The 20,861-nt window shown below is 60.0% G+C and carries 16 protein-coding genes; 12 read left to right on the forward strand and 4 right to left on the reverse strand.

The features are described from left to right. Window positions 1–60: 60 nt before the first annotated feature. Window positions 61–1,071, reverse strand: a complete 1,011-nt coding sequence (locus ABHT90_RS07040) for a LacI family DNA-binding transcriptional regulator (RefSeq protein ID WP_346982046.1) — start codon at window positions 1,069–1,071, stop codon at window positions 61–63. 415 nt (window positions 1,072–1,486) lie between these two features. Between ABHT90_RS07040 and ABHT90_RS07045 the strand changes: the two genes are divergently transcribed. The 6 genes from ABHT90_RS07045 (at window position 1,487) to ABHT90_RS07070 (ending at window position 7,482) form a co-directional block, all read left to right on the forward strand. Then, entirely contained in the window at window positions 1,487–2,959 is a 1,473-nt protein-coding gene (locus ABHT90_RS07045) for a PTS fructose transporter subunit IIC (protein ID WP_346982047.1), read from the forward strand. A 144-nt stretch (window positions 2,960–3,103) separates the two neighbouring features. Beyond that, entirely contained in the window at window positions 3,104–4,378 is a 1,275-nt protein-coding gene (locus ABHT90_RS07050; RefSeq protein WP_138375049.1) for a class II D-tagatose-bisphosphate aldolase non-catalytic subunit, read from the forward strand. A gap of 124 nt (window positions 4,379–4,502) precedes the next feature. Then, complete coding sequence (fsa, locus tag ABHT90_RS07055) at window positions 4,503–5,186, forward strand: fructose-6-phosphate aldolase (RefSeq protein WP_006235616.1); 684 nt, start codon at window positions 4,503–4,505, stop codon at window positions 5,184–5,186. A 63-nt stretch (window positions 5,187–5,249) separates the two neighbouring features. Continuing rightward, window positions 5,250–6,080, forward strand: coding sequence for a transketolase (locus tag ABHT90_RS07060; RefSeq protein ID WP_346982048.1), 831 nt, complete (start codon window positions 5,250–5,252; stop codon window positions 6,078–6,080). Further along, window positions 6,080–7,018 carry a transketolase family protein gene (locus ABHT90_RS07065; protein ID WP_346982049.1) on the forward strand — a complete coding sequence of 313 codons (939 nt, stop codon included), beginning with the start codon at window positions 6,080–6,082 and terminating at the stop codon, window positions 7,016–7,018. The genes ABHT90_RS07060 and ABHT90_RS07065 overlap by 1 nt, the downstream gene beginning before the upstream one ends. Window positions 7,019–7,029: 11 nt before the next feature. Continuing rightward, window positions 7,030–7,482, forward strand: coding sequence for a PTS sugar transporter subunit IIA (locus ABHT90_RS07070; RefSeq protein ID WP_195503788.1), 453 nt, complete (start codon window positions 7,030–7,032; stop codon window positions 7,480–7,482). Window positions 7,483–7,683: 201 nt separating this feature from the next. On the opposite strand, the gene larE is transcribed toward ABHT90_RS07070, so the two are convergent. Next, window positions 7,684–8,562, reverse strand: a complete 879-nt coding sequence (gene larE / locus ABHT90_RS07075) for an ATP-dependent sacrificial sulfur transferase LarE (RefSeq protein ID WP_346982050.1) — start codon at window positions 8,560–8,562, stop codon at window positions 7,684–7,686. Between the two features lie 167 nt (window positions 8,563–8,729). Between larE and ABHT90_RS07080 the strand changes: the two genes are divergently transcribed. Next, window positions 8,730–9,380: an HAD family hydrolase gene (locus tag ABHT90_RS07080; protein WP_346982051.1), complete on the forward strand. Its 651-nt coding sequence runs from the start codon at window positions 8,730–8,732 to the stop codon at window positions 9,378–9,380. A 113-nt stretch (window positions 9,381–9,493) separates the two neighbouring features. On the opposite strand, the gene ABHT90_RS07085 is transcribed toward ABHT90_RS07080, so the two are convergent. Then, window positions 9,494–10,606 (reverse strand): LacI family DNA-binding transcriptional regulator, encoded by a 1,113-nt coding sequence (locus ABHT90_RS07085; protein WP_346982052.1) that lies wholly within the window; start codon window positions 10,604–10,606, stop codon window positions 9,494–9,496. A gap of 228 nt (window positions 10,607–10,834) precedes the next feature. On the opposite strand from ABHT90_RS07085, the gene ABHT90_RS07090 reads away from it, so the two are divergent. From ABHT90_RS07090 to ABHT90_RS07100, 3 genes are all read left to right on the forward strand, one after another. Further along, window positions 10,835–11,341: a hypothetical protein gene (locus ABHT90_RS07090; protein ID WP_238057786.1), complete on the forward strand. Its 507-nt coding sequence runs from the start codon at window positions 10,835–10,837 to the stop codon at window positions 11,339–11,341. A gap of 238 nt (window positions 11,342–11,579) precedes the next feature. Then, window positions 11,580–13,196, forward strand: coding sequence for an MFS transporter (locus ABHT90_RS07095; protein ID WP_346982054.1), 1,617 nt, complete (start codon window positions 11,580–11,582; stop codon window positions 13,194–13,196). A gap of 3 nt (window positions 13,197–13,199) precedes the next feature. Then, on the forward strand, window positions 13,200–14,816 hold the full coding sequence (locus tag ABHT90_RS07100) for an amidohydrolase (protein ID WP_238057788.1): 1,617 nt from the start codon (window positions 13,200–13,202) through the stop codon (window positions 14,814–14,816). Window positions 14,817–14,940: 124 nt separating this feature from the next. On the opposite strand, the gene ABHT90_RS07105 is transcribed toward ABHT90_RS07100, so the two are convergent. After that, complete coding sequence (locus ABHT90_RS07105; RefSeq protein ID WP_346982055.1) at window positions 14,941–16,773, reverse strand: BglG family transcription antiterminator; 1,833 nt, start codon at window positions 16,771–16,773, stop codon at window positions 14,941–14,943. A gap of 156 nt (window positions 16,774–16,929) precedes the next feature. Between ABHT90_RS07105 and ABHT90_RS07110 the strand changes: the two genes are divergently transcribed. Then, window positions 16,930–18,534, forward strand: coding sequence for an MFS transporter (locus tag ABHT90_RS07110; RefSeq protein WP_238057790.1), 1,605 nt, complete (start codon window positions 16,930–16,932; stop codon window positions 18,532–18,534). A gap of 442 nt (window positions 18,535–18,976) precedes the next feature. Continuing rightward, a complete protein-coding gene (gene glmS / locus ABHT90_RS07115; RefSeq protein WP_346982056.1) occupies window positions 18,977–20,824 on the forward strand; it encodes a glutamine--fructose-6-phosphate transaminase (isomerizing) in 1,848 nt (615 codons plus the stop codon). Window positions 20,825–20,861: the final 37 nt, after the last annotated feature.

The raw sequence follows: 20,861 nt of genomic DNA on the forward strand, positions 1-20,861 counted from the left end.
TTCTATCGAACAAATACTCAAGATTTGGGATAGACGTTACTGATTCATTTATCCCGCGGTCTAGATCGAGGTGGAGTCGAGCCAGTTGAGCTTGCACTCGAGAATGCGCTGCTCGCCGGGTTCGCTGCTACCGTCAAGTAGGGCGAGCAGCATTTCGGCTGCTTCGCGACCTTCCTGGTCGACGGGCTCGATGATGGTAGAAACGGTCGGCGTGGTGAGGTTGGTCCAGTCTTCGCAGTTGAGTCCCAAAAGGCCGATTTGCTGTGGGAGCAGATGGACCATGGGCTGAAGCGCCTTGTAGACGCGCGGAAGTGCCCATTGGTTTTGCACGAAGATGAGCGTGCGCTTGGCGGGGTTGAACTTGTATTTAAAGTATTCGGTGAGCTCGTTGATTGACGGCTTGTTGTGATCGATGGGGATGGCTTTGTAGAGCTGTCCATTCGCGGCTAGCGCCTCGGCATATCCCTGGAAACGCTCCATGCGGGTGCGCATTTCGGTCATGTTGGCGGCGATGGAAAAGAAATCTTCGTAGCCGGCATCGAGAAGCGCCTGCGTGGCGTTGTACACGCCGTCGTAGAGGTTGGTTTTAATCCAGCTGGTGCCCGGGCTATAGATGGCAGCGTCGAAGAAGACGACCGGCTTGCCGGCGCGCCTAATGCGGTCGTGGACGGCTTTGAAATTTGCCGTGGGTTGGATGATAAAGCCATCGACGCCCAGCGAGAGCATCTTGTCGACGTACATGAGCTCGGTCTCGGGGTTAAAGTTGCTCGTGCAAACGACCGTCTGGTAGCCCGCGGGGAGCATGACCTGCTCCATGCCATTGAGAACGAGCCCCGCCCATTTGTTGGTGTTATCCAAAATGATGATGGCGATGACGTGGGTTTGTTTGCCGGTGAGCGTTTGCGCCTGGGCATTGGGAACGTATCCGAGTTCCTTAATGACGCGCGCGATTTTGTTCTGCGTCTTTTCGCTAAGTTTTTCTCGTTTGTCGTTGAGGTAATACGAGACGCTTGCCGTCGAGGTTCCCGCCTCTCGAGCGACGTCTGCGATCGTAACGCGCTGTTTTGCCACAGCGACTCCTTCCGACAGATGAGCATTTTCCAACATGATGACTTTGAGTCTTGGTGAGGGATACGCTTTGGTGAGCGACCCTTTCCTTTCATATGAGTATGCAACAAATGCGGTATACGGGTGGGGTCGAAATTTGTGACCGGCATGCGCATCTGCCGTCTACCGAGAAAATCAAATACTTCTTGACTTTTGAAATCGAAGGCAAAATCGCAGGATTCATTTTTGGTTAAACGCGTAACTAAATCGCATAACCAACGCTCTGACCTGCGCGTTTACCGAAATAAGCTGGCATTAAGAAAAACGAGCACCTATATTGGTCTTGTCGAAAAGACAGCAAGTCCAAACGGCAGGGGATGCTCCGGAGGCCTCCGCAAACGGTGTCTTGCGCACGCAACTCTATGAAAAGAGGGAAGCAATGAAGATCGTAGGCGTTGCCGCCTGTACCGTGGGTATCGCCCACACGTATATGGCCCAGAAGGCGATTCAGGATGAATGCGCCGCCCGTGGCATCGAGTGCAAGGTCGAGGCTCAGGGTGGCCTGGGTATCGAGAACGAGCTGACGCAGGAAGACGTGGATTCTGCCGACCTGGTCCTGGAGTCCGTCGACGTGGGTGTTGAGAACGAGGACCGTTTTGAGCAGAAGATGGCCGAGGGCAAGTTCCTCAAGGTCGGTACTTCCGATGTGATCGCCGATCCGGTCAAGATCATCGACCAGGCTGTTGAGATTATCAAGGCGACGGGTGGCGCCGTTGACGCGCCCAAGGCCGAGGCCAAGGCAGAGAAGAAGGCCGTCTCCGCTGCCCCGCAGGCCCCGACACCGGCGTCCAAGCAGTCTATCTTTGCCGATCCTGGCAAGACGCTGCTCAATGCATTCAATACCGGCGTTTCCTATTTTATCCCCATTGTCGTTATCGGTGGCGTGTTCCTCGCCTTCTCGTTGGCATCCGGTACCGCCGGCGCCAACGGCATGGAGGTTACGAACCCGCTGATGGTGAGTCTTAACACCATCGGCATGGCCGGCATCTCCATGATGATCCCGGTGCTTGCGGCATACATCGCCTACTCGATGGCTGGCAAGCCCGCGCTCGCCCCCGGTTTTGTCCTGGGCTACCTGGTCAACAACGCCGTCGTTACCCCGAGTTGCAACAGCGTCTCGACCGGTTTCTTGGGCGCCATGATCATGGCGGTCATCTGCGGCTACTTTGTCCGCTGGATGAAAACCTGGAAGGTCAACAACACCATCCAGACCATCATGCCCATCCTGATCATCCCGATTCTGACCTCGCTCGTCCTGGGCATGGCCTACATCTACATCCTGGCCACGCCGCTTGGCTTTGTGATGGATTGGCTCACCAGCGTGCTCGGTAGCCTGCAGGGCGGCTCCGCGGTTGTCCTGGGCCTGGTCATTGGCGTTATGACCGCCTTCGATATGGGTGGCCCCATCAACAAGACCGCTTCGACCTTTACTATGGCCATCATGGCCTCCGGCATCTACGGCCCCAACGGTATGTTCCGCGTCGCCGTCGCCATTCCCCCGATTGCCTGCGGCCTTGCTGCGCTCATCGCCAAGAATAAGTTCGATGACGCCGATCGCCAGATGGGTATCTCCGCACTGTTCATGGGCTGCATCGGTATTACCGAGGGCGCTATCCCCTTCGCGGTCAAGGACCTCGGTCACACCCTTCCCAGCATTTGCATCGGCTCTGCCGTGGGTGCGGCGCTTGCCGCCTTCCAGGGCATCGACTGCTACGTCCCGCACGGTGGCTTTATCGTCGCCCTTGCCACCAACAACGTCGCGCTGTTCTGCCTGGACATCGTGATTGGCTCCGTGGTCGCTGCTGCAATCCTGATTGCCATGAAGCCCACGCTCGATAAGCAGGCCAAGTAAACCTTTAAGGACTCCGGTTGTGCGGAGGGATGGATTTGACTCCGCACAACCGCCCCTACACAACAAAATCCATCCGTACTGATAGGGCCCGCATCTGGGTCCCAGGGAACTTTTGTCAAAAATCCTCTGGAGAAGGAGAACAAAATGTCCAACCTCACCATCCGCCAGGCCGTTCAGGGCATGCTCAAGCTGCAGGATAGCGGCGATCACGCAACCATGGTCGGCATTGGCCCCATGAGCCCCAACCTGATTCAGGCCGTGTTCGAGCTTGCCAAGGACGAGGATTTCCCGCCCATGTTTATCGCCAGCCGCAACCAGGTCGATATGGACGAGATGGGCGCCGGCTACGTTAACGGTTGGGACCAGACGCGCTTTGCCGCCGACATCAAGAAGGTTGCCGACGAGGTGGGTTACACCGGTCCGTACTACCTGTGCCGCGATCACGGCGGTCCGTGGCAGCGCGACGAGGAGCGTAACGCCCACCTGCCCGAGGACGAGGCCATGGAGCTCGCCCGCAAGTCCTTCGTCGCCGACATGGAGGCAGGCTTTGACCTGCTGATGGTCGACCCCACCAAGGACCCCTATCAGATCGGCAAGGTTATTCCGCTCGACGTGGTGCTTCGCCGCACGATCGATCTTATCGACTACCTTGAGCAGTACCGTCGCGAGCATAACCTGCCCGAGGTCGCCTATGAGGTCGGTACCGAGGAGACCAATGGCGGCTTGACCTCTACCGATAAGTACGAGGAGTTCATTTCTCAGCTGCAGCCCGAGCTCGAGAAGCGCGGCTGCCCCATGCCCACCTTTATCGTCGGCCAGACCGGTACGCTTACCCGTTGGACCGAGCAGGTCGGCCATTACAACTTTAAGAACGCCCGCGAGCTCGCCGACATGGCAAAGCGCTACGGCGTGGGCCTGAAGGAGCACAACGCCGACTATCTGGATGACGCAACGCTGCTCGAGCACATCCCGGCTCACGTGACGGCCTCCAATGTCGCCCCTCAGTACGGCACCGAGGAGACCCGCGCCTACCTCAAGCTCTGCGCTACTGAGCAGATTCTGGTCGACAACGGCCTGTGCGACGATCCCTCCGACTTGTATCACACGCTGCTGGTCAAGGCTATCAAGACCGAGCGCTGGCGCAAGTGGATGACCGGCGACGACGTTAACCTGCAGGTTGATGACATCCTGGCTGACGACGAGCTCAGCCTGAAGATTCTGGATGTCTCCGGCCACTACGCCTTCAACGATCCCGAGGTCAAGGAGCAGGTCGAGAAGCTTTACCGCAACCTCGCCGCTCAGGACATCGACGGCAAGCGCTTTGTGATCGAGCACATCAAGCGCCCGATCAAGCAGTACGTCGTCGGTCTTAACCTCAAGGGCGTCACGAGCCGCATCGAGGCCGCTCTTGCCGAGTAAGTAGCTTTTCCTACGCGACGCCGGGCCTGGGGCATGTCCCAGCTGCAGGCCCGGCACATGGGACAAAGGGGCAGTCCCTTTGTCCCATACTTTTGAGTTTTAGCTTCCTTTGAAGGGGTTCACCATGAAGTTCTTTATCGATACCGCCAATCTGGACGAGATCGCCGAGGCCAAGAGCTGGGGCTGCCTGGCCGGTGTTACCACCAACCCGTCCCTGTACGCCAAAACCGGCGGCAAGCTTGCCGACTTTGAGCCGCATATGCTCAAGATTGCCGAGCTCTGCGAGGGCCTGCCCGTGTCCGCCGAGTCTACCGCCACCACGGCCGAGGGCATGATCGAGGAGGGCAAGCGTCTTGCCGCCCTCGCTCCCAACATCGTGGTTAAGCTTCCCGTGTGCGAGGCCGGCCTCGCCGCCTGCCGCGCCCTGGCCGACGCAGGAGTGCGCGTCAACATGACGCTTGTTTTCTCGCCGACCCAGGCCTTGATGGCCGCCAACGCCGGCGCTCGCTACATCAGCCCGTTTGTCGGCCGCTTTGACGACATCGCCGAGGACGGCATCTCGCAGCTCGACAATGTTGTGACTTGCATCAAGAACTATGACTGGACCGGCAAGAACGTCGACGACACTGTTGAGATCATCACCGCTTCGGTCCGCACGCCCAACCACGTGACCCAGGCGGCTCTTCTTGGCGCCGACATCGCGACCGTGCCCATGGCCGCTCTCAAGAAGTGCCTGCATCACCCGCTGACCGACCAGGGCCTTGCCTCGTTCGAGGCTGACTGGCAGAAGGTCGTCGCTCAGGCTTAACGAGTGGATTGCCCCGGCATCGCGTCATCCGGTGCCGGGGTTGTTCTCAAGAGAGGAATTCGTATGACCAACCAGGAGCTGGCGAAGGTCGCCAATGAGGTCAGGAAGGGTGTCGTGACTGCGGTTCACGCGGCCAAGTCGGGACATCCGGGTGGATCGCTCGGTGCTGCCGACATCATGACGTATCTGTACTTTGAGGAAATGAATATCGATCCTGCCGACCCTCACAAGGCCGATCGCGATCGCTTTGTGCTCTCCAAGGGTCACGCGGCGCCGGGCCTGTATTCGGTGTTGGCAAATCGCGGCTATTTTCCCGTCGAAGAGCTCGAGACGCTCCGCCATATTGGCAGCCGACTGCAGGGCCATCCCAACATGAACGACACCCCGGGCATCGATATGTCCACCGGCTCGCTCGGTCAGGGCATCTCTGCTGCAGTTGGAATGGCGCTTGCCGCTAAGCACTGGGGCGACAGCTACCGCGTCTACACGTTGCTGGGCGACGGTGAGTGCGAGGAAGGCCAGGTGTGGGAGGCGGCCATGTTTGCCGGCAACCATGCGCTCGACAATCTTGTTGCCGTCGTCGACCACAACGGCTTGCAGATTGACGGCACGATCGATGAAGTCAACTCGGCCATGCCGCTCGCCGACAAGTTCCGCGCCTTTAAGTGGCATGTGATCGAGCTAGCCGACGGTAACGACATGGCGCAGATTGCCGCCGCCTTTGCCGAGGCTCGCAAAGTGAGTGCCTCGCCTGTGGCCATTATCGCCGAGACGGTGAAGGGCAAGGGCGTTTCCTTTATGGAAAACCAGGTGGGCTGGCACGGCAAGGCACCCAACGATGAACAGTTTGAGCAGGCCATGGCCGAGCTCGCAGCAGCAGGGGAGGAGCTCTAATGGCAGACGTCAAAAAAGTCGCCACGCGCGTTAGCTATGGCGAGGCACTTGTCGAGCTGGGCAATGAGCGCGATGACTTTGTGGTCCTCGACGCCGACCTGGCCGCCGCCACGCAGACCGGCAAGTTTAAGGCTGCGCACCCTGAGCGCTTCTACGACGCCGGCATTGCCGAGAGCAACTTGATGGGGCTTGCCGCCGGCATTGCGACCACGGGCCACGTCGCCTTTGCGAGCACCTTTGCCATGTTCGCCGCCGGCCGCGCGTACGAGCAAGTGCGTAATTCCATCGGATATCCGCACCTCAACGTCAAAATCGGCGCCACACATGCGGGTATCTCGGTCGGTGAAGATGGCGCCACGCATCAGTGCTGCGAGGACATCGCGCTCATGCGCACGATCCCGGGTATGACGGTAATCGTTCCCGCCGATGACATCGAGGCTCGCGCTTGCGTGCGCGCTGCCTATGAGTTTGAGGGGCCAGTCTATATGCGCTTCGGCCGCCTGGCAACACCGGTCATCAACGACCACGAGGACTATGAGTTCAAGATTGGTCGCGGCGTAGTCGTGCGCGAGGGGTCCGATGTGACTATCGTCGCATGCGGCCTCATGGTCGCCGAGGCGCTTGAGGCTGCCGAGGCGCTCGCTGCCGATGGCATCGATGCCGAGGTCATCAACATGCACACGATCAAGCCGCTCGATGAGCGCCTGGTGGTTGCCAGCGCCAAGAAGACTGGTCGCGTGGTCACCGCCGAGGAGCATTCGATTATCGGTGGTCTTGGCGAGGCCGTGGCCTCGGTGCTCGCGGAGCAGCGTCCGGTGCCGATGCGACGCGTCGGCGTGCGCGATGTGTATGGTGAGTCCGGCCCTGCGGTCGATTTGCTGCACAAGTACGGTTTGGACGCCGACGGCATCGAAGCTGCGGTCAGGTCTGTGTTGTAAGGAAGGTTTCCATGGGATTTGTATCTGCCAACCAAGTGACGATCGGGTATACCGCCGCCTCGCGCGAGGACGCCCTGCATTATTTGTCCGAGCAGGCAATCGAGCTCGGCTTTGCCGATGACGCATCTGCCGTAGAAGCTGCCTTTATTGCTCGCGAGAACGAGGCCGAGACCGGCCTTGTCGCCGGTTTTGCCGTTCCGCATGCCAAAAGCGACGCGATCCATACGCCGGGCGTTGCCGTGCTTAAACTAGCCGAGCCCGTTGAATGGCCGAGCTTCGATGGGGTGCCCGTCGATGTTGCGCTCGCGCTGTACGTGCCCGCCGGCGAGGCTGGAACCACGCATCTGCGCCTGCTCTCCAAAGCTGCCGTGATGCTGATGGACGCAGGTTTCCGTGACAAAGTGCGTGCGAGCACCGATCCCGTTGAGATTGCGGAGCTCATCAATAGCGGACTCGAAGACTAGAACAGTCATCCCGTTCAATCAATTGATCCTTCTCCAAGGAAAAGGGCCGTGACGCCATATAGGTGTCGCGGCCCTGTTTGCGTTTCCCCAGATAAAACCTGCCAAAATAAACCTGTCCCCTTTTGGAAGGCAGTAATTTATGTGGTTCAGGTTGAGCCCGTGCAGCGCCGAGCAGTTACGCCGTTTGTAAAACGGCGTAACCTAAAGATTCATGTTGCCGTGGATGTAGGGGGTGACCTCGGGGGAGATGTGGCCGCAGCCCAGCTCGCGCAGTGCGGACTCGATGGCGGCGGGCAGCGGGGTCTTGCCCTCGGCATCGACGGCGCTGCCGCCGAGAGCGGAAATCTTGGCGACATCTGCGGGGGCGGCCTCGATATGCATGCAGCCACCGACCAAGCGCGCGCGAACCTGCGCCAAGTCAAGATCGTGCAGGTAATCCTCGCAGGCGCGGATTAAATCGACCTTCTCACGCGTAAGCTCCTCGCCCGTGGGGACACGTGTGGCAAGACAGGCTCCCGCCGGCAGGTTCCAAACGGGATAGCCCCATGCGCGCAGCAGCTCGCGCTCTTCGTCCTTGGTAAAGCCGGCCTCCATAAGAGGGGAGCGTACGCCGAGCTCTTCTGCCGCGCGCATGCCGGGGCGGTAGTCGCTGCGATCGCTTGCATTGCTGCCATCGATGACGGTGGGAAAGCCGAGCGACTTGGCGTGGTTGACGATAGCGGTAAAGCCGGCGTGCTTACAGTGGTAGCAGCGATTGGCATCGTTGCAGGTTACTTGGGGGAGCTGCAACTGATCGACCGAAAGATTGAGCACAGGGAGCTTAAAATGCGGCTCCTCATTGGTTTGCCCGTCAACGGACCGCTCAAACGAAGCCTGTTCAGGCGTGCCGATGAGCGGTGTGGTGAGGTGAACGAGAAGCGTGCTGGCAGGCATGATGCGGGCGCAGACCGCGGCTAAAAAGCTGCTGTCGACGCCGCCGGAAAAGCCGATGGCGACGCGTCCATATGCCAAAAGCAGCTGTTCGAGCGCTGCGAGTTTGTCCTGAAGCTCCTTTGCAGGTGCGGTGGTGTCTGAAAGCATGAAACGTTCCTTACCAATATGTGCTCGGTCGAAAACTATAATCCTATCGGGCTGCTTGTCATAAGACTTCTATCTATGTAACGAAGGCACAATATGCTATATACGTTATATACAAATTTGTAAAGTGCGGTAGAGTGTCAGTAACGCAATCCGGTGAGGGGATCGATATGATCAAGGCTGTAATTTTTGACATGGACGGAACGCTGGTCGATACCGAGCGTTTGGGCATTAAGGCATGGAAGGCGGGCGCCGCCGAGCTGGGGGTCGCGATTGATGAAGCGCTGATCCATCAGTTTATCGGTCGCACACTGCCCGATGTTATGGACATCCTCGATAAGCATTACGGCAGCCATGAAACCACCGAGGCGGTCTATGCCCGCCACAAGGAGATTCGCGACGAGATGGTCAAGACCGAACTGGAGCTTAAGGCCGGCGCCGCCGAGTGCATAGACGAGCTGCTGGCTGCGGGCTATCACGTGGGCCTTGCGACGTCGTCGCGCCTCGCTACGGCCGAACGCAACCTTAAGATGGTCGGCCTCTTTGACAAGTTTGAGACGGTGACCTGTGGCGAGGACGTCGTGCACGGCAAGCCCGACCCTGAGATGTATCTGCTCGCCTGCGAGCGCGCGGGCTTTGCCCCCGAGGAGTGCGCCGTGGTCGAGGATTCGCGCAACGGCTGCGTCTCGGGTATCACGGCCGGCTGCCATGTCTTTGCCGTCCCCGATATCGTGCCGCTGCCGCAGGATGTGGTGGATGGCTGCGAGGCCGTGCTCGACACGTTGTTCGATCTGGCGGCGGCGGTCAAGGCCGTACACTAGACAATTGCGGTGTTGAAGCGCGCGATTGGCCGTCTTTGCATTTAAGCAAAAGAGGTTCGGCAATGGTCGGGCCTCTTTTGCTTAGGCGGAGTTTTTGCATACTGGCCGACGTGCTATAGATACGCGCCGAGGTTGATGGCCGTGGCGTCGGTCTGGGTGCTTGCCTGGGTGCTGGCGCGCTCCAGTAGGAACGGACGTACCAGTTCTTGGCGGTTGATATCCTCGGCGGCGGTGACTGCGGTGACGGTGCGTGCTGCAGAGCCGACGTGGATATGCTTGGTCTTTGTCGGGACCTTGTTCTCGATTTGCTCCATGAGCAGTTGGACACCCTTGCGGCCAATCTCGTAGCCCGGGGGCGCTACCGTTGTGAGCGGGACCGATCCGCTCCAAGCGAGCGGGTTGCCGTCGCATCCGGCCACGCGAACCTGCTCGGGGACGGAGATGCCTTTGTCGACCAATGCCGAGATAACGCCCGAGGCCAACACGTCGGTCAGGCCGACGACAAAATCGGGGCGTTCGTCGGCAGGGCGCCCGGCAATCTGAGCACCAATACTGTAGCCGTCGGCTGCGGTATTCCACTCTCCGGCGTCAATGACTTCAATTTTGATATCGGGATGCAGGGCGAGGGCCTTGTGAATGCCAAGTACGCGCAGGGTGAGCTGCATGAATGCCGCTCTGCCCACAACGGTGATGTGGCGTGCGCCGCGGGCGATGGCGAGCTCGGCGATAATGCGCCCCTGCGCTTCGTTGTCGGCCGCTACGTAGTAGCCGGGCGCGGAGCAATGGATGTCCAGGTGGACAATCGGCACGGGCATCTTGGTCATAGCGGGGTGCCAGTCGGGGGATGCCATGGGCTGAACCATGACGCCGGACATCTGGGTGCCCATAAAGTAGCGCAGGTAATGGTCCTGGAGAATATCGTCGTTATCGGCATTGGCGATGAGCAGGTCGTAACCGTGCTTGCGGGCCTCGTTATGGGCGCCGCTGGCAATTTGGAGCGAAAAACCGTGGTCGAGACGGGGGAGCACCAAGCCAAAGGACTTGGTGGCGCCGCCCGCGAGCTGACGAGCGCTTTGGTTGGGCAGGTAGCCAAGGCGATTGATGGTCTCGTTAATGAGCTTGAGGGTCTCGGGGCGCAGCTTTTCGGGATGGTTGAGCGCGTTGGAAACCGTGCCCAACGAAACCCCGGCCTCGTGCGCGACGTCGCTGATTTTTACCTTTGCCATAGCGGCCCCTTTGATGCGTTTCAAGTACAAGCCAGATTGTAGCATCGCCCGCCCCCGGGGTGTCAAAGCCCACCATGTTGAAAACCACCACAAAGGTGCCTGTCCCCCTTTGTGGTGGTTTGGGGTGTGGCTGTTGCCGTAAAAACGGCAATCCTTCTGGTCAGCGGGCGTGATGCGTGAGGATACACTGGCCCCACTCAAATGACACTGCGAAAATGGGGAGGGCATATGGCCGCCGCAAAGGACTACCAGAGCTATCTTAAGAACAAGTGCATCGTCGGTTACGGCATCGTCAACGGCATCGTTAACGCGCTCATCTTTATGGGCATGCACGCGGGGGACGCCGATATTACCTTTGCCGCCGGTAAGGTTGTCGAGGAGATTGCGCTGACAGGCGCCCTGCTTGGTCTCATTTTGACCTGGTGCGTGGTGCCGCTGACCAAGATGGATTTCAACAAGGGCGTTTACCCGGGCAATTCCGAAGGCTATGGTTGGCTGGCCAAGCTGCCCAAAAAGTCGATTCCCCTGTCGATCGTCGTTGGCATCATTGCCCTTGTAGTTGCCACGCCCCTTGCATGGCTTTGCACTTTTGTGCTCCCGCTGCCGCTTTCGCGCACGGGCATGATGATCTTTAAGGGCGTTATGTGCGCTGTTGCCGGCTGTGTGAGCGGCTACGTCGTCATCGGTGCCACCACCGCGGGCGTCGACGCTGGGGAAGTCGCCGCGACTGCCTAGGATTTTCCAACAATCAAACTTTCTCTTCAAAACGGTCGGCCCGAGCAAAGGGGTCGGCCGTTTTGCTTTTCACGAGAAAAAGCAGATGCCCTTTAGGCCCGCCGTCAGAATTGCCGTATCTACGGCAATGGCTCTGATGCCGTCCGTATTGCGCTCCAGCCTATATTTGCCTCGACAAGACGCGCGGGCTCAAAGGGGTTCAATGCCCGCGTGAAACGGAAAAGAAAGGAACCAACGCATGGCTAAAGCTAAAGCTGTGGCAGAGGAGAAGGGTGCCGAGAAGTTCATGCTTCTCCCCGTTCTCGTTCTGATCCTGGCCCAGATGGGCACTTCGGGCGATAACGGCGCCCTTTCGCTCGCCGCAACCGCCCTGACGCAGGACCTCGGCGCCACCACCGCCGACATCCAGCTCGCCAACATGGTCTACTCCCTCATGGCCGGCGCCTTTATGATCGCCGGTGGCATGATGGGTACCATCATCGGCTGGAAGAAGAACTTCCGCATGGGCGCCCTGCTGTGCGCCGCCGGCGAGGTCGTCCTTGCCGTTTCCCCCAACATGACCGTCTTCATTTGGGGCGGCCGTACCCTCGTGGGCTTCGGCGCGTCGTTCATGATTCCCTCGGTTCTGGGCCTCGTTCCCAAGATCTATCACGGTAAGAACCGCGTGCTTGCCTTTGGCTGCATAGGCGCCGCCTCCGGCCTTTCCGCCCTGCTGCCGCTGCTGCTTTCGATCGTGCTCATGGCCGCCGGCATGCGCGTGACGTTCTTCGTCCTCGCCGCCTACTTTGTACTCGTGTTCCTGCTGTCCTTCAAGCTGCCCGAGATCGAGCAGTCCGATGAGAAGCTCAAGTTCGATGGCGTCGGCGTTGCCCTTGCCGCAACCGGCCTGTTCCTGTTCCTGGTCGGCGTGTCCCGCATCTCCGCTTGGGGCCTCGTCGAGCCCTTCCCGGCATGCCCCTTCACCATCGCCGGTATCTCCCCCTGCCTGCCCATGGCTGTCCTGGGCGTGATCATCCTCATCGTTATGATCAACGTCGAGAAGAAGGTCGAGGAGAAGAACGGCTTTGCCCTGCTGCCCCAGTCCTTCCTTAAGACCCCGCAGGTCCTCGCCGGTCTCGCCGCCTCCGCCATCACGTTCTTCTTCATGGGTGTTCAGTCCATTCTGATGGCCCCCTACCTGCAGCTCGTTGCTGGCTGGTCTCCGGCTATCGTTGGTGTGCTCTCCATCGTCGTTGGCGTTCCGACCTTCGTCTTCTCCATCGGTATCCCCAAGTTCATGCCGAAGGCTAACCCGCGTCGCGTCATCCAGGTCGGCTACCTCACCCTTGCCGCCGCCCTGATCATCATGGCGTTCTCCGTTACGCTCGACGCTGCTTCCATGCCGGGCATTCTCATTGGCTGCGTTGTTGCCGGCTCGGGCGCCGGTATCGTTTCCGCCCAGGCCAACAACGTTGTCGCCCTTGCCGTGAACGAGCGCGACGCTTCCCAGTCCGGCGGCATTCAGACCACCATGCGTAACGTTGGCCAGGCCATCGGCATTGCCCTGCTGGGTGCCGTGCTGCTCTTTGGTATCACCAACTCCGTGAAGGATGCAGCCGCTAACGATTCCCGCATTTCCGAGTCCACCGTCGCCGCTATTTCCGAGCGCAATATCGACCTCGTCTCCGATGAGAACTTCCGCGCTTCTATTGAGGACATCGATATGAGCGATGAGGAGCGCGACGCCCTGGTCGAGATCAATGCCCAGTCCCGCTTCAACTCCACGCGTTTCGCTTACTACGTGGGCGCTGCCATCATCGTGCTTGGCCTGGCCACCACCCCTGCTATCAAGAAGTTCTCCAAAGAGGAGGAGTAGGTCATGAAGAAGCTGTACTTTAACGGCGACTTTGTTCCCATGACCGGCGAGGGCGATACTTTTGAGGCCCTGCTGGTTGCAGACGACGGCACCATCGCGTTTACCGGCTCGCTCGAGGAGGCTCGCGCTCAGGCAGAGGATGCCGAGGAGATTGATCTCAACGGCGCCTGCCTTATGCCCGGTCTGATTGACCCCCACAGCCACATCTCTGGCTGCACGCAGTACATCGTGGCTGCCGACCTTAACGGCGCGGCGGATTTCGATGAGATCGTCGAGCGTCTGGCTGCCTTTGCCGAGCAGCGCGGCATTGGCGAGGACGGCGTGATCATGGGTGTTTCCTACGACCAGAATTCCCTGGCCGAGCATGAGCACCCTAACCGTCACGTGCTCGACCGCGTGAGCGAGACCATTCCGGTTATCGCCGTCCACGCTTCGAGCCACATGGTTGTTGCCAACACCAAGCTGCTGGAGCTTGCCGGCATTACCGCCGAGACTCCCGATCCCGAGGGCGCTCGCTACGGCCGCGAGGCCGACGGCACGCCGGACGGTTACTGCGAGGAGCCAGGCGCTATGTGGCCGGTCTTTGCCGTGATTCAGCCGCGTCAGAAGATGGACATGGACGTCATGATCGGCGAGATGCAGGACATCTACCTGGAAAACGGCATCACCACCTGCCAGGAGGGTGCTACCACCGCCGACTTCGCAGCGCTGTTCTGCGGCCTTGCGAACAAGGGCCTGCTCAAGATGGACGTCGTGAGCTATCCCATGTACGGCGAGGATGTCGACAAAATCTTGGCCGACCACGAGCCTTTTGTCTCGCAGGACTACACCGGTCACTTCCGTATCGGCGGCCTCAAGATGTTCTTTGACGGTTCTCCCCAGGGTCGTACGGCGTGGATGACCGAGCCCTACACTCCCGGCGATGAGGGCGAGGGTTACTGCGGTTATGGCACCATGACCGACAAGGCCGCGTATGACTTTATGCGCAAGGCCATCGACGGCAATCATCAGCTGCTCGCCCATACCAACGGCGATGCGGCTGCCGACCAGTACCTGCGCGTGTACAAGCGCGCGCTGGAGGATTCGCCTAATCCCGATAAAGCGAGCCTGCACCCGGTCATGATCCACTGCCAGACTGCCCGCCGCGATCAGTACGAGCAGATGGCCGAGATCAACATGATCCCGTCGATTTTCGCCAGCCATATCTGGTACTGGGCCGACGTGCATCTTAAGAACTTCGGTCCCGTGCGCGGCGGTCGCGTGTCTGCCTGCCATGACGCTCTGGAGTGCGGCCTGCCGTTTACCTTCCACACCGACACGCCGGTGCTGCGCCCCAATTTCTTTGAGGCTGTGTGGTGCGCCGCCAAGCGCGTCACCAAGGGCGGCGCTCAGCTGGACGAGAATCAGAAGATCAGCGTGTACGAGGGTCTGAAGGCCATCACGGTCAACGGCGCTTTCCAGTATGGCGAGCTCGACCGTAAGGGCACGCTCGAGGCCGGCAAGCTGGCCGACTTCTGCATTGTCGAGAAGAACCCGCTCAAGATCGAGCTCGACGAGGTGCGCAACCTGCGCGTTCTCGAGACGGTCAAAGAGGGCGAGACTGTCTGGACGCGCAAATAGCTTTGTCATGGCATAGGCCATAGACGCTAAAAAGAACCCGTGGCTGCAGGGGCGGCCACGGGTTCTTTGCGCTTAAGCGTATTTGAAGGCTTGCATGGGCACGCGCGATGGGCGCCCACGCCGTCTACCGTTTGAGACCGGCCTCGAATGCGAGCTTGCGGAAGCGCTGTGTGGCCGGAGTGAGGACGCGCTCATCGCTTGGGGCGACGCAGAGCACCAGGATGTGTTGCAGGCGGTCGCCGGTAAAGCCGACTCGTGTTTCCACGCGGTAATGCACGGCCCCGGTTTGAGCGACATCTTGGGAACATACGGTCAGCAAGAGCCAAGGTCCGTGCGTGAACGACAGCATCTCGAAGGTGTTCGAGAAGCCGGAGAGCGTGCCACGCCAGAGGCCGTCTTCGACAAGTGCAGCGTGAAGGGTGCGCGTGAGCATGCGCGCGTGCGAGATATCGAGCTCGCGCTCGGGAAGACCGCCGGCAAGCGGGGCGTCGTCGAGTGCGTGGGGGCATCCAAGCTTCATGAGCAGCAGCTCGATGCGGCTGCGATCGGCGTCATCGATGGCATTGCTCAGCACGCAGAGTGGAAGCGTCGTCTTGATGGGGTCGAATGAGACCAGGAAGTCGAGGCTGCTGTGCTTGGGGTCTGATTCAATCTCGGCGACTTCTGTTTCGGTCAGCACACGCGCGACCCGCATGCAGGGAATGAGCCGCTCAAGTCGATCGCGCGCATAGAAGACCTGCTCAATGCCGCAGTTGACCACGAGTCCGACACGCCATTGATCGTGCGAGGACAGGCCGTCCATATACGAGAGCAATAGCATCGCCAGGCGCGTCACGTCGGTCTGGTATAGATTCAGCCCAGATAGGCCGGGCGCGTCGCGCAGCACCTCGGACAGGCGCATAAACGAGGCCATGTTTTCGTATCGCACCGTCCAGGTGTTTTCCTGGGGCAGTGAGATGGCGCGTTCATAGCGCATGTGAGTTTGTCCGGCTTCGATGAGCGCGGCGCAGGGCTTTTCAAGATGAAGCGGCGGTCGCGTGCCAAAGCGTTCGCCGAGAGCGCAGAATAACTCCTCGGTGAGGCGCGCCGCCTCGGGTGTGGGCTGATATGTGCGCTGGAACTCGGGCGTCCAGCGGCGCGTGGAGACCGTAAAGAGGTCGCGGATGATGCCGCGCTCGTTGGCGGAGACCTCGATGCCAAAGTGCTGCTCAATGCGGTTGGCGACGTCGTCGTACACAACGGGAATCGCCGAGGTGTAACCACCGACCTCTTTGCCCTTAAGAATGCGCAGGACCATAATCTGCAGGTAGACGGCAAGCTGGTGGCGGGCGTTGTCGGTATAGAGCGTTCGGCTTTCGCGCTCGACGTATGCGATGAGGTCGTTGAAGAATTGCTCGTTGCCGCCAAAGAGCTGCGGCTCAATGCGGCGCTTCATGGCGGTCGACGCGAGCTCAAACAGATAATAGACGACGAAGAATCGGATGTACTCCTCGGGACCCTCGACCGTAATGCGGCGCCCGCGTACGATTTGGGCTCCAAACGGCGTCATGAGCTCGTTCCATGTGCGCAGGTCGTCTTGGGCCTGCTGTTTGTTGGTGAGGATGGCCCGCGCAAGCGATTCGGTGGTGTATTGGTGCCGGTAGTCGCAGGTGAGCAGCAACATGCCGCGATAGAAGCGGTCAAGACCGGCGTCCATGGAAAGCGAACGTTCCTTGATGATGTCCGATATCTGACCGCGCTGCGTGCTGTCGCCATCGATGCGGATGCCGTTGCCGCGCTTGGAGACAATTGCCGCTTGGATGCCCATTTCGTCGAGGAAGGCGTTAGCGGCCCGCATGTCGTTGCGGATGGTGCGCTCCGAGCAAGCAAGGGCATCGGAGATATCGACTGTCGGGGTGTAGCCCGCCTGGCCGAGCAGGATTTTAAGCAGCTTTGCTTGTCGCTGATTGATGCTCATGGGGCTCCCTAGGGTCGCGAGAAAGTTCGATTTGCCGTATATCTGGAAAAGAGCGTGGCACCTGTCATGATACGCATTTTTTATGATGAGTAGGGGAATGGTTGGTTTTAAATCCTTGCCGCATATACGGAATGAAAAAAGCGGATGGTGATGTGCATGAATCGCGCGGTTTCGAACTCGGGGATGGAGCCTGCGGCGACTTCTCGTTTGGCGCGACTGGCACCGCTGATCGTGCTGGCATGCGCTCAGGTGGGTACCTCGGCAGACAACGGTGCGTTTTCGGTTGCCATGGCCGAGATGATGCGCGTGTTTGGATGTCCGCTCTCGGACGTGCAGATGGCGAGCACGGTCTATTCGCTTATGGCGGGCACCTTTATGCTTGCGAGCGGTTTGCTCGGCATGGTTATCGGGTGGTGCCGCAACTTCCGTGCCGGATTGGTGCTTGCTGTGGTGGGAGAGCTGCTGTGCGCGTTTTCACCGAGCATTGAGCTGCTTATTTGGGGTGGCCGACTGATGGTCGGGCTGGGCGCAAGCCTCATTATCCCTTCGGTACTGGGCATGGTGTCCATGCTGTACGAAGGCGAGGAGCGCAAGCAGGCATATGGCGTGATTGCCGCATCGGCGGCGCTTGCGACGATTATTCCTATCGCGCTGGGCATTCTGGTCGATATCGCAGGTTTTCGCGTGACCTTCGGCGTGCTCGCCGCCTATTTTGTCGCACTGCTCGTTGCGAGCGCAAAGCTGCCGACGGGTGGCGGGCTGCACGCGGGCAAGTTTGACGCGCCGGGTGCGGTTATTGCCTCTCTGGGATTGTTCGCCGTTATGTGCGGTCTTTCGCGCATCTCGACCTGGGGCGTATTTGCTCCCTTACCGCAGGCTCCCTTCACGATCGCCGGTATTTCTCCCGCTTTGCCTATTGTCGGCGTCGGCCTGCTATTGCTGGTGATGCTGATTCCGGTCGAGCACTGGATGGAGCGCACCCACGGCATAGCGATTTTGCCGTCGAGCTTTGTGCGCAATCCCACCGTTCGCGCCGGCGTCATCGCCATTGCTCTGCCGTTTTTCTACATGGGCGCTCAGGGTCTGGTCGGCACTTCGTACTATCAGCTTGTAATTGGCCTTGGCGGCATGCAAACAGCGCTTTTGGGCATCATCTCGGGTGTGCCCATGCTGGTGCTCGCAATGTTTGTGCCGCGCAAGTTTCCGCAGCTTAAGCCTTGGTCTGTGGTGCGTACGGGCTATGTCTTTATGGCGGCGGCCTGTGTGAGCATGGCGTTTGGCGTGCGCGCGTCCGAGCTGACGCCCATTATGGTGGTCGGTACGCTCTTTGGTGGCGTGGGCGTTGGCCTGGTGAACTCACAGGCTAACAACATTGTCGCTTCCGCCGTGCCGCCGAGTGACGCCCAGCAATCGGGCGGCATCCAGGGTGCGGCGCGTAACCTGGGCCTCGCGTTGGGCTCTGCCGCCATGGGTTCGGTCCTGCTTATCGCCGTCAACACCGGTCTCGATGCGCGTATTGATGCGAGTAATGTGGTCGACACGCAGAGCAAGGCGGCGCTCGAAGAGGTTGTTTATACCTACGAGAGTGATGCCGCGTTTACGGCGCGCCTGGAATCGATGGGCGTTGCACCCGAGGCGCAGGGAGAGCTCTTGGCGGACAATGCCGAGGTTCGCGCAAAGTCGGCGGCCACGGCCTTCTACGTGGTGGCAGGACTTGCCGTCGTAGCGCTCGCAACGACCTTCCCCAAGCAAACCTCATAGACAAACGCCGCCGCCCAAACCGCCACGAAGGGGATAGTCCCCTTCGTGGCGGTTTTGCTGTTCCGGCCTTCAATTGTCTCGATCTGTAACATCTGGACGGCAAAACCGGCTCTACCTGTTACAGATCGAGACGAAACGCCGAGGTCGGACGGAAAATCTCGATCTGTAACAGCAAGCCCGCTTTTGGTGTCCTAGTTGTTACAGATTGAGATAAATCGCCGGGACAGGCCGCCGCCCCGGCCAAAACCACCACGAAGGTGCCTGTCCCCATTGTGGTGGTTTGGACCGGCTGGATGTGTGTGCATCGGGTGGTATCTAAGTTGAGATACCACTTCTGGTATATCAGCTTGTGCTTGCGTGAGTACAATACTCGAACGTTATACGTCTCAGCGCCTCCCGTGCGTGGACGTCTTGCAGTCACGCGAACGAAGGGATTTATCCTATGTGCGGAATCGTCGGCTACACCGGCTCTGATATTGCAAAGAACATCCTGGTCACGGGCCTCAAGCGTATGGAGTATCGCGGCTATGACTCCTCGGGTGTCGCGCTCGAGGTGGGCGAGGGCGCCGCGGCACACCTCGATGTCATCCGCCGCGTGGGCAAGGTCGCGGGCTTGGAGAGCGAGCTTTCCAACATCGACAGCGACGCTACCTGCGGTATCGGCCACACCCGTTGGGCCACCCACGGCAAGCCCTCCGTCGTTAACGCTCACCCCCACACCAGCTGTGACGGTCGTATCGCCATCGTCCACAACGGCATCATCGAGAACTTCGCCGAGCTGCGCGAAGAGCTGGAGGGCCGCGGCCACCACTTTAAGAGCGAGACCGATACCGAGGTCTTCGCGCATCTGATCGAAGAGGCTTATGCCGAGACGCACGACCTGATGGCCTCCGTGCGCGAGGCGTGCACCCACGTGGTCGGTGCCTATGGTCTGGCCGCCGTGTGCGCTGACGAGCCCGGCGTGATCGCCGTGGCCCGCAAGGATTCCCCGATCGTGGTCGGCGCGGGCGAGACCGGCGCCTATGTTGCCTCCGATGTCATCGCGCTCATCGACGCCACCCGCGATGTCGTGGTGCTCGAGGACGGTCAGTTTGCCAAGCTTACGCCCGCAGGCGTCGAGTACACCGACGAGGCCGGCAACGTTATCGAGCCCAAGGTCACCCACATCGACTGGGACCTGGACATGGCAGAAAAGGGCGGTTATCCCGACTTTATGCTCAAGGAAATCCACGAGCAGCCGCGCGTCGTGCGCGACACGCTGGTTGGTCGTATGACGCCGGCCGGCGAGCTCGACATCGACGAGCTGGGCCTTTCGCTCGAGGAACTCAACGACATCGACCGCGTCTACGTGATCGCTTGCGGAACCAGCTATCACGCTGGCCTCATTGCCAAGAATCTCATTGAGGGCTGGGCTCGCATCCCCACCGAGGTGGAGGCGGCCAGCGAGTTCCGTTATCGCAACCCCATCATCACGCCGACGACACTTGTCGTTGCCGTGTCCCAGTCGGGCGAGACGGCCGATACCCTTGCCGCCATTCGCGACGCGCGCATCAAGGGTGCCAAGGTCTTCGGCATCACCAACGTGGTGGGCAGCCCCGTGGCACGTGAGAGCGACGGCGTTATCTACACCAAGGCCAACAAGGAGATCGCAGTCGCCTCGACCAAGAGCTTCATCGGTCAGGTCGTGAGCCTCACGCTTTTGGCCTTGCTGCTGGCGCAGGTGAAGTACCGTCTGACCACCAAACAGACGCGCATGCTGTTCCGCGAGCTTTCCGATACGGCCGAGCAGATCCAGTGGATTCTGGATACGCAGACCGAGGCCGTGCACGAGGCCGCGCTTGTGTGCAAGGACGCGCAGTCTGCACTGTTCGTGGGTCGCGGCATGGGTGCCGCCATCTCCTACGAGGGTGCGCTCAAGCTCAAGGAGGTCAGCTACCTGCATGCCGAGGCATATGCCGCCGGCGAGATGAAGCACGGCCCCATCGCGCTGATCGATCCGGGCTTCCCCGTCATCGCGGTGGCAACCAAGAGTGCCACCTACGACAAGACCGTGTCGAACCTTATGGAGTGCAAGGCGCGCGGTGCCAAGGTCATCGTCGTTGCCACCGAGGGCGACGAGGAGATCAACAAGATTGCCGACTGCATCATCCGCGTGCCGGCAGTCCGCGACGTGTTCAGCCCCATCACGGCGAGTGTCCCGCTGCAGCTGCTCGCCCGCGAGGTCGCCATCCTGCGCGGCTGCGACGTCGACCAGCCCCGAAACCTCGCTAAGAGTGTGACCGTGGAGTAGTTGGTTCCGCCGTTCTAACAACTAAGGCCCGGCTCCG

The organism is Collinsella aerofaciens, from assembly GCF_039758815.1.
Taxonomy (GTDB): Bacteria; Actinomycetota; Coriobacteriia; order Coriobacteriales; family Coriobacteriaceae; genus Collinsella; species Collinsella aerofaciens_BP.